Source organism: Streptomyces mayteni (assembly GCF_054783955.1).
On the sequence record NZ_BAAGPR010000186.1, the window covers coordinates 1 to 8,922 of the forward strand.

Here is an 8,922-nt window from a genome sequence, read left to right on the forward strand (position 1 = left end):
GGAGCGGCAGCGGCGGCTGCTGATGGGAGCGGAGGCCCGGCTGCTGGGGCATGGCGGTATCCGGGCCGTCGCGTGGGCGGCCGGGGTGAGCGAGACGACAGTCCGCAAGGGTGTGTTCGAGCTGGAGGCCGGCGAGGCCCCGTTGAGGCGGGTGCGACGGCCGGGCGGTGGCCGCAAACGGGTCGTGGACCTCGATCCGAGGCTGCGGCCCGCGCTACTGGCACTGGTCGAACCGGACGAGCGGGGTGATCCAATGTCGCCGCTGCGGTGGACGGTGAAGTCGACCCGCGCCCTCGCTCGGGAACTGACCGGGGCAGGTCACAAGGTCAGTGCCGATACCGTCGCCGGTCTGCTGCGGGAGGAGGGCTTCAGCTTGCAGGCCAACGCCAAGACCCTGGAGGGCGGCCAACACGCCGACCGAGATGCGCAGTTCCACCATCTCAACGAGCAGGCCCGCGAGCACCGGGATGCCGGTCAGCCGGTGATCAGCGTGGACACCAAGAAGAAGGAGCTTGTCGGAGAGTTCAAGAACGGCGGTCGTTCGTGGCGGCCCGCGGGTGAGCCGGTGCCTGTGCACGTCCACGACTTCGCCGACCCCAAGCTGGGCAAGGCCATCCCGTACGGGGTCTACGACCTGGCGGCGAATGTCGGATGGGTCAACGTCGGCACCGATCACGACACCGCGGCCTTCGCGGTGGAATCGATCCGCCGCTGGTGGCACGGCCAGGGCCAGGCCGCCTACCCGCGGGCGACACGGCTGCTGATCACCGCCGACGCCGGCGGGGCCAACGGATACCGCACACGAGCCTGGAAGCTCGAACTCGCTGGCCTCGCCGCGGAGACGGGCCTGACCATCACGGTCTGCCATCTGCCTCCCGGCACGTCGAAGTGGAACAAGATCGAGCACCGGCTGTTCTCACACATCACCATGAACTGGCGCGGCCGCCCGTTGACCAGCCACGAAGTCATCGTCGAGTCCATCGCCGCGACCTCCACCCGCACGGGACTGCGTGTCACGGCCCGTCTGGACACCAACAGCTACCCGACCGGAGTCGCCGTCGATGACGCGGAGATGGCGGCCCTGCCACTGACTCGCCATGCCTTCCACGGCGACTGGAACTATGTCCTGCATCCCCAGCCGGCCCCGGCCATCCCCGCGGCCCGAGCGCCGCAGGCGCGGACGCCGGAGTGAGACCAGGCCCTGCTGTCCGACCCCGCACTGACCGGACTGTCCCCACACCACCTGGACGACCTGACCCAGGCTCTTGCCCCACACGGGGATATCCAGCGCGGCCGCCCGCCCCGGCTCGCCTTCCCCGACCAAGTCCTGGCCACCGTGCTACACCTGCGAGTCAACCTGGCCGCGGAACCCCTCGCCGTGCTGTTCGGCAGCAGCCGCACCGCCATGCACCGCACCCTGCTGAAGATCAGGAAACTGCTCGAGACACACGGCATCAGCGTTCCACCGGCGACCACCCCACCCGCCGCCCTCGCAATCCTTCAGGCCCGGGTCCTCGACCTAAGCAAAGGCCACAACAGCAAGATCAAAACGACGTGTTGATGATCTGCAAGCCCTTAGTAGTGCTTCGTTAGGTCTGGCATTCATGTCTGGTGCGGAGCACGTTGCAGGAATGAAGTTTGGGCAGGTGGAGCGGCTTCGCGGAGAGAGAACGACGGCTGACGTCCGGTCGGCTGACCGAGGGTTGACGACGGGGGGACCGTGGCGGCCTCCAGGTCCTCGGGTACCGCCACCGGCATGTCGGCGTCCCGTACTCCTCGTGGGCCCGGCCCGGCCGCCCGCCATGGGATGATCAGTCCCGTGGAAGGCACCGGTCTGCGGGGGACAGCATGAGTGACGGCGCCGGGCATCTGTCCAAGCTCGTCTGGTCGGTGGCCGACCTGCTGCGCGGCGACTTCAAGCCTTCCGAGTACGGGCGGGTGATCCTGCCGTTCACGGTGCTGCGCCGACTGGACTGCCTGCTCGCCCCGAGCCGGCAGGCGGTGCTCGATGAGGCCGAGCGCACCAACGGCGGGCAGGAGCGGGAGCAGCGCCTGACGGCCGCCTCGGGTTGGCCCTTCTACAACTTCAGCCGGTTCTCCATGGAGAGCGTGCTCAGCGATCCGGAGAACGCCGACCGGGTGCTCCTGGGCCAAGTCGACGGGTACTCACGGAACGTCAGGGAAGTGCTGGACGGCTTCGAGTTCGAGCGGACCGTCACCCGCCTGCACCAGGCCCGACTCCTTTACCACGTCGTCGCGCAGTTCGTCTCGATCGACCTGGGGCAGATGATCACCGACTACCACATGGCGAGCCTCTTCGAGGAGCTCGTCCGGCGGTTCGCGGAGAGCGGCAACGAGGCGAGCGGGGAGCACTACACCCCCCGGGACGTCGCCCACCTAATGGCCAGCTTCCTCGTCTCCGCCGACTCGGACCTCCTGACGTCGCCGCATGCCGTCCGCACCATCCTGGATCCGGCCTGCGGGACGGCTGGCCTGCTGACCGAGGCTGCCTCGTACATCGCGTCGATGAACCCTGAGACGGACGTCACGCTGTACGGCCAGGAGATCAACCGGGAGTCATGGGCGATCTCCCGTGCCACCATGATGACTAGTGGCCGCCGGGCCTCGACGATTGCCTTCGGAAACGTCTTCGCCGAGGACGGGCACCAGGGAACTGCCTTCGACTACCTCCTCGCCAATCCGCCCTTCGGCGTCGACTGGAAGAGGAGTGAGTACGCGGTCCGGTCGGAGCACGAGCAGCTCGGATTCGCGGGCCGCTTCGGGGCCGGTCTTCCCCGGATCAACGACGGCTCACTGCTCTTCCTGCAGCACATGCTGGCGAAGATGAAGCCGGTGAGCGCCTCGGGCGAGGGCGGCAGCCGAATCGCGGTCATCTTCAACGGCTCCCCGATGTACGTCGGGGGCGCGGGGTCCGGCGAATCGGACATCCGGCGGTGGATCGTGGAGAACGACTGGCTCGAGGCCGTGGTCGCGCTGCCCGACCACCTCTTCCACAACACCGGCATCAGCACCTACCTGTGGATCCTCAGCAACCGCAAGCCGGCACAGCGCAGGGGCCAGGTGCTGCTGCTGAACGCTCAGGACCAGTGGCAACGGATGCGTCGCTCCATCGGCTCTAAGCGCAAATACATCACGTCGGACCAGATCGCCGAGATCACCGGGCTCTACCTGGACACCTTGTCCGCCGACTCCGCCCAGCAGCCGGACGACCGGGTCCGCGTCGTCTTCACCCACGAACTGATGTACCAGCGCGTCACGATCGATCAACCGCTGCGGCTCCGGTACGAGCTGTCCGAGGAGGCCCTGACGCGGCTCGCCGAATCGCGCGTGATCCAGAAGACCCATGAACCCGCCGCCCTGGTAGCCGCCCTGCGTCCTCTGGTCGGCTCGACGTGGACGAGGGGCCAGGAGGCCGTCACGACCCTGCGCCGGGCGGTCGCCTCGGCCGGCGTGAGCTGGCCGCGCGGGAAGGTCTTCGAGGCGGCGGTCCGCAAGGCCGTCGGCGTACGCGATGGCGACGGAGAGCCGCAGCGGATTGGCGAGGCGTACGAGCCGGATCCCGAGCTGCGCGAGTTCGTCCACCTGCCGCTGCAGGTGGATCCAAGCGACCACCTCCGACGCGAAGTGCACCCGACCGCTCCGGACGCCTGGATCGACGACAGCAGGACGCGGGTGGGTTGCGAGATCCCATCGGCGCTTTTCTACCGGCCGGAACTCGACGGCGAGTTCGAACTGCTGCGCAACTTGGCCAGGTTGGAGACCTCGCGGGTCCACCCGCCTCAGCGCGGCGAGGAGCAGGAGGACGGCGCCGACCGGCCCAAGCACCTGCGCGCCCAAGACCTCCACGAGGCGGACTCGGCCGTTGAGCTCCCCGACGCGCCGGAGGATGGGGTGGCGCTGACCCTGTGCTCGGGCGGCATGCTCGTCGGACGGCCGGGGAATTGGCGCCTGCTGCCGCAGGGCTTCGGCGAGGCGGCGACCTCGCTCTTCGTGCTGCAGCCGCTCCGCGGCAGCGGCCAGGCGCTCTGCGAGTGGTTGAACTCCCGTAAGGACAACGGTCAGTACCCCAGCGCTCGCGATCTGCTGGACACGCACGTTCCCGTCGACCTGGTGACCGACAGCGAGGTGGAAAGCCTCCTGGAGACCGTGCAGGAGGGGCGGCGCGCACTGCGGACCACGATGTCGGGAATCCTGCCCAACGTCTTCGCCAGCGGCGAACGGGACGTCCAGGGGGTTCGGAACGAGATCAGGGCCGCCGCCCACGAGGCCGGCCTGATCGGCGAACTCGTGCGCCCGCTGGACGACCCCATCTCGCGCGCCGAGTGGAGCTTTCCGTACCACGCCGCCGCGCTGTCCCGTCGGTACCGGGTCAGCACGCACCCGGCGGAGCGGAAGGACGGACTGCTCAAGCTGGGCGAGGGCCTGACCCGGGTGCTAGGTGTACTGGCGCTCACCGAGCTCGCTGCGTCAAACGGCTTCTCCCGGAACCTGCGCAAGCAGTTCCGGACCGGCGCCACCTTCGGCACCTGGCTCTGGATCCTCGACCGGCTGGAGGCCGAGGGAATCGAGCCCCGCATCCAACAGCTCGCCACCGTGCGCGTCCGGGGAAACGCACGTGCCCTCCTGGGCCACATCAAGGACTTCAGGAACACCTCGCACCACGCGCACGGCGTCCGCGCCAGCCACCAACTGGCTGAAGACGTCGAGCGGCTGGAACCGCACATCGTGCGGGCGATCAGTGCGGTCAGCTGGCTCTCCGGGACGCACTGGGACTGGGTGGAGCGGTGCGAGTATCTCGACGAGGGCTCGTACCGGATAGTCGGGCTCCGGCTGAGGGGCAGCCATCCGAGCTGGGAGCCGTTCGAGCGGTCGAGCACCCAGCCGCTTCGGCCCGACCGCATCTACGTGGACAGTGCCCCGTACGGGGCTCCGGTCGACCTCTGGCCGTTCGCCGTCGTCAGCCTGTGCGAGGAGTGTCGGACGCGGGAGCTCTTCCTGCTCAATGAGGCCCGGGACGACCAGCTGACGCTCCGCAGCCTGGAGGAGCATTCGCTGGAGATCACGTACGGCCCGCCCGAGTAGCGGCGGGGCGAGCCTGAGTGACCTGGCGCGGCTGCGCCGGGTGCGGGACCGGATCGACCGGGAGTACGCCGAGCCGCTGAGTACACCTCGGACCGGGATCATGCCTTCGCCGGGATGGAGATCTGCGAGTTCGACCCGGGGCCGGCCCAAGTGCTCCGCCTTGACCGGCCTTCAGAGATGGGCTGATTCCTGCGGTCGTGCCGTCCCGACCATGCGATCGTTGGTCCGGTCGTGCCGTTGACTGACGCGCAGTGGGTGTACCTGACTCCCAAACCCGGCTCACAGAGTTATGGCGAGCAGGCCGAGGACGAGGAAGAGGGGCTTGTCGGCGGGCACCGCTACTATCCGGGATGCCTCACGGGGCGACGAACGGAGTCAGGAATGGGCGACGTGAACGAATCAGCAGTCAAGCGGAAGTTGGGTATCCCGAACTGGCGGAACCTGTCCAAGGACAAGGTGCTCAAGTTCGCGGCAGCGATGCCCGAGATGGCCACCGAGGTGCGGCTCAAGCTCATCGAGCAGTTCCCTGCCTTCAAGGACCTGGGCAAGGCCGACATCGATGCAGTTACAGAGGCGCACAAGTCCACTCTCGCAGCCAACGAGAACAGTCAGAACCACTTCTACAAGGCTTCGCAGGACCAGCGGGACGCCCTGCAGGCCGACCTCGGTCGCGAAGACCTCAGCTGGGCACAGCGGGAGGCTCTCCACAACCGCCTCAACCAAAACGTGCGGCAGGTATCCGAGAAGGACAGCGAGAACAAGCAGTTCCTGGGGGCGGGGATGAAAATGGTGGCAGCCGCCGGTGCAGCCGCCCTCGGGCTGGGCGTGGTATTCGTCGGCGGCAAGCTCGCTGGAGCGAGCCAGGACGGTTCCGAGGAATCCCAGTAGAGCCGGCACTCCGCTGGATCGCGGCGACACCAGCGTGCCCGACTGCCCGCGCTGGAGGCCCGGCACCCCTTGAGGGCTGGCAGCCGGTCGGCCGAGGGTTCCGCAGCGACCTGCACGGCACCGCCCGTCACGCCGACACCGCATCCTGCTGACCGGCATTCGGTGCCGCCCCATAGGCTGCGGCCATGACGACCGACTCACCGATGCCGTCCCCGCCGTTCCCCTCGCCCGACAGCGCTGTGCGCCGGCTGATTGTCGGCAACGCCATCGCGTCGGTCCGCAGCGGCGAAGCCTCGGTGGAGGAGACGGTCCTCCACGCAGCCGTCCACGGCTGGTATGAGGGCCATGTCCAGGGCGAGGACGACTGCCCCGGCTGCGACTTCCGGGGCGAGCTGCCCAATCACAGCAACCGCGGCTGAGCAAGGAGCCACTCGCAATGGAGACGAACGGCTGAACGAGCAGTGGTGGTCCGCCGTCTGGGCAGACCTGGAAAGGCAGCGTAGGGCTCGTTCTTGGATGCCTGGTCCCTCGACTGTGATGGACCTCCTGCAAACCAGCAGGAAAGAGAGATCTCACCAGCTCTTGATCGGCTGGCTGCTCGACCCCCGCCAGCGGCACGACCTCGGAACCGCCGTCCTCACCGGAATGCTGGAGGTGCTGGGCAAGGCGCACCTCGTCGAAGCCGACGGACTCGCTCGGGTCCAGGTGGACCTTGAGGTCGTCAAACCGGGCTCACGCGCGGACATCGCCATCTCCACCTCAGCGTTCAAGCTCGTAGTCGAGCTGAAGGTGCACGCGGACGAAGGCCGTGAGCAGACGAAACGCCTTGCCGACGACCACACTCAGCAGCCGGAACTCCTGCTGGTGTTCCTCACGCTCCACGGTGACGACCCGGCGGACGAACGCTTTACACCGATGAGTCTGCGCACCTTCGCCGGCCTGTTCCGGAGCGCTCTTGAACAGGCCCCTGCCCCGCTCACCCCCCATACGCGCTGTGGCAGGGAAACGGCAGGGGATCTTCCGGACACCCTGGAAAGGGTGACCGGCATGGCCCCAACAGACCAGGCTGCGGCGCGGATCCGGCTCACCTACGGCGAGCACTTGCCCAGTGCCAAGGCCGCAACGCGACGTGCTCAAGCAACTGCCAACGGCTGTAGCGGCGGTGCTGAACCGACTTGACCTGAGCGAGCCCGTGAAGGTTGTCGGCCCGTTTCCCTACCAGGCAGTTGGACACAAGAAGATACGCGGAGACTTCGGTATGTACCCCGAGTTGGCGGTGCTCCTGGTCAAGCCAGGATGGTGTACTGCCGACGGCAGCCCTCGGGCCGGCGTTGGCTATGGGACCAGCGCCGAGCCTGACCCTTTCGACTTCGGTGGAGATCTGCGTCCTTTCCTGGGCATCCGTGCCGAGGATCCAAGGGTTAACGAGTACCTCTCAGCCGCCTGCGACCCGCAAGATCGGCCGTTCTGGGATCAGTGGCCGCGTTGGGAAGAGCTCGACTTGACTCCCCCGGGCGAGAAAGACGATCTCGTTACGGCGTACTCAGATAGAGCAGCCGCGCAAATCACGGCGCTGTGGGAGCGTAATCACACCCTGATCGACCAGGCTGTGGCTCTCAGCGAAGCCAGCGGCTGACGGAGCAGCTCACCTGCAGTGGCGGACTCTCGCCGGTCAGCAGACCACAAGCACGAGGCCCGGGAAACATCGTCTCGGTCTACCGCATGTCTGCCGAACTCGGTTTCCTCGTGCGCTCCGTGTGCCGTCCCGAGCCTCCGTGCCCTACAAGGCCCGGTGGCTCACGGCGTCGTCGTCTGCCACCTCGTACAGGTCAACCCTGAGGTCGTCGTCGGGCACCTCGGAGGTGCTGGCTGTGGCGGCTTGGTGGCGTCCGCCATTGACGCGGTACCGGTCGATGAGCAGGTCAGGCGGGCGGGGTGGCGTCGAAAGCTGCCGCGAGAACGCCGAACGCTTGACGGCCAAGGTTCGCCGTTGTCGCCGCTGAAGCCGACGTTTCACATGCACACCCCGACAGCCGGTCGTCAGGACCGAAGAACGAGGTGTCGTCATGGCCGTCGCACTGGGCCCCGCGCGGCAAGCGTAAGGCGTTCAGTACGGGTTATCCACAACCCCCGAGTTATCCACCAAGATCAACGCGCCGTGTCAGAAGGATGTTTTGCTACGCGCATGACAGGAAGCTCGCAACGTCCCGGAGAAATCGATCCACTGTCCGCCATCCCTTCGCGCTCCACTGAATGCATCACGCCGGTGAGGAGTATGACCAGCACGCCGCCGCAGTTCGAACTCCGCTGCGACGGACTGCACTTGGTCATACGACGGATACCCACGTGGCTCGTCACAACTGTCACCACAGCCACGGGAGTCGGGGCAGCCTGGTGGACAACCCGTTGAGCGTACGAGCCAGAAGCAATCAAGCGTGACCACTAAGAACTCCTATCGGAATGACTTCAGCCGTCGCCAGCAGATGAGCGCGCATGCCAGAGTGAGGAAGGCTTCGTGGATGTCGTCGCGGATCTCCCAGCGGATCCGCAGGCGGCGGAACCAGTGCTGATGGGCGAACGCGCGCTCCACGACCCAGCGTTGGGTGCCCAGGTCGGAGCCGTGCACGGCGCCGCGCCGGGCGATCAGCGGCTTCACACCGAGGTCCCAGACCAGGCGGCGGTACTTGTCGTGGTCGTAGCCGCGGTCGGCCGGCACCACGTCCGGGCGGCGCCGGGGCCGACCACGCTTGCCCCGCACCGGTGGCACGGCCTGGAGGAGCGGGATCAGCTGGGTGATGTCGTTGCGGTTGCCTCCGGTCAAGGTGATGGCGAGCGGGATGCCGGTGGCGTCGGTGATCAGGTGATGCTTGCTGCCCGCCCTGCCCCGGTCAACGGGACTTCGTCCGGTCTTGGCTCCCCCTTTAACGCCCG

Annotated in this window: 6 protein-coding genes and 1 pseudogene; 6 read left to right on the forward strand and 1 reads right to left on the reverse strand. The window is 67.4% G+C overall.

Annotation, left to right across the window (positions count from 1 at the left end; translation table 11 throughout):
* The 6 genes and pseudogenes from ACYVPE_RS38165 to ACYVPE_RS38190 form a co-directional block, all read left to right on the forward strand.
* Positions 1 to 1,561, forward strand: a pseudogene (locus tag ACYVPE_RS38165) (ISAzo13 family transposase); the annotation flags it as partial.
* A 287-nt stretch (positions 1,562 to 1,848) separates the two neighbouring features.
* Positions 1,849 to 5,103, forward strand: coding sequence for a type I restriction-modification system subunit M (locus ACYVPE_RS38170; RefSeq protein WP_461038434.1), 3,255 nt, complete (start codon positions 1,849 to 1,851; stop codon positions 5,101 to 5,103).
* A 237-nt stretch (positions 5,104 to 5,340) separates the two neighbouring features.
* The gene (locus tag ACYVPE_RS38175; RefSeq protein ID WP_461038435.1) at positions 5,341 to 5,991 is read left to right on the forward strand and encodes a hypothetical protein; all 651 of its coding nucleotides are present in this window, start codon (positions 5,341 to 5,343) and stop codon (positions 5,989 to 5,991) included.
* A 185-nt stretch (positions 5,992 to 6,176) separates the two neighbouring features.
* Positions 6,177 to 6,410: a hypothetical protein gene (locus ACYVPE_RS38180; protein ID WP_461038436.1), complete on the forward strand. Its 234-nt coding sequence runs from the start codon at positions 6,177 to 6,179 to the stop codon at positions 6,408 to 6,410.
* 118 nt (positions 6,411 to 6,528) lie between these two features.
* The gene (locus ACYVPE_RS38185; RefSeq protein ID WP_461038437.1) at positions 6,529 to 7,170 is read left to right on the forward strand and encodes a PD-(D/E)XK nuclease family protein; all 642 of its coding nucleotides are present in this window, start codon (positions 6,529 to 6,531) and stop codon (positions 7,168 to 7,170) included.
* Complete coding sequence (locus ACYVPE_RS38190; RefSeq protein ID WP_461038438.1) at positions 7,121 to 7,627, forward strand: hypothetical protein; 507 nt, start codon at positions 7,121 to 7,123, stop codon at positions 7,625 to 7,627. Before ACYVPE_RS38185 ends, ACYVPE_RS38190 begins: the two co-directional genes overlap by 50 nt.
* Before the next feature lie 816 nt (positions 7,628 to 8,443).
* On the opposite strand, the gene ACYVPE_RS38195 is transcribed toward ACYVPE_RS38190, so the two are convergent.
* Positions 8,444 to 8,922: IS5 family transposase (locus ACYVPE_RS38195; RefSeq protein ID WP_461038439.1), on the reverse strand; the 479-nt coding region annotated here is incomplete at its 5' end.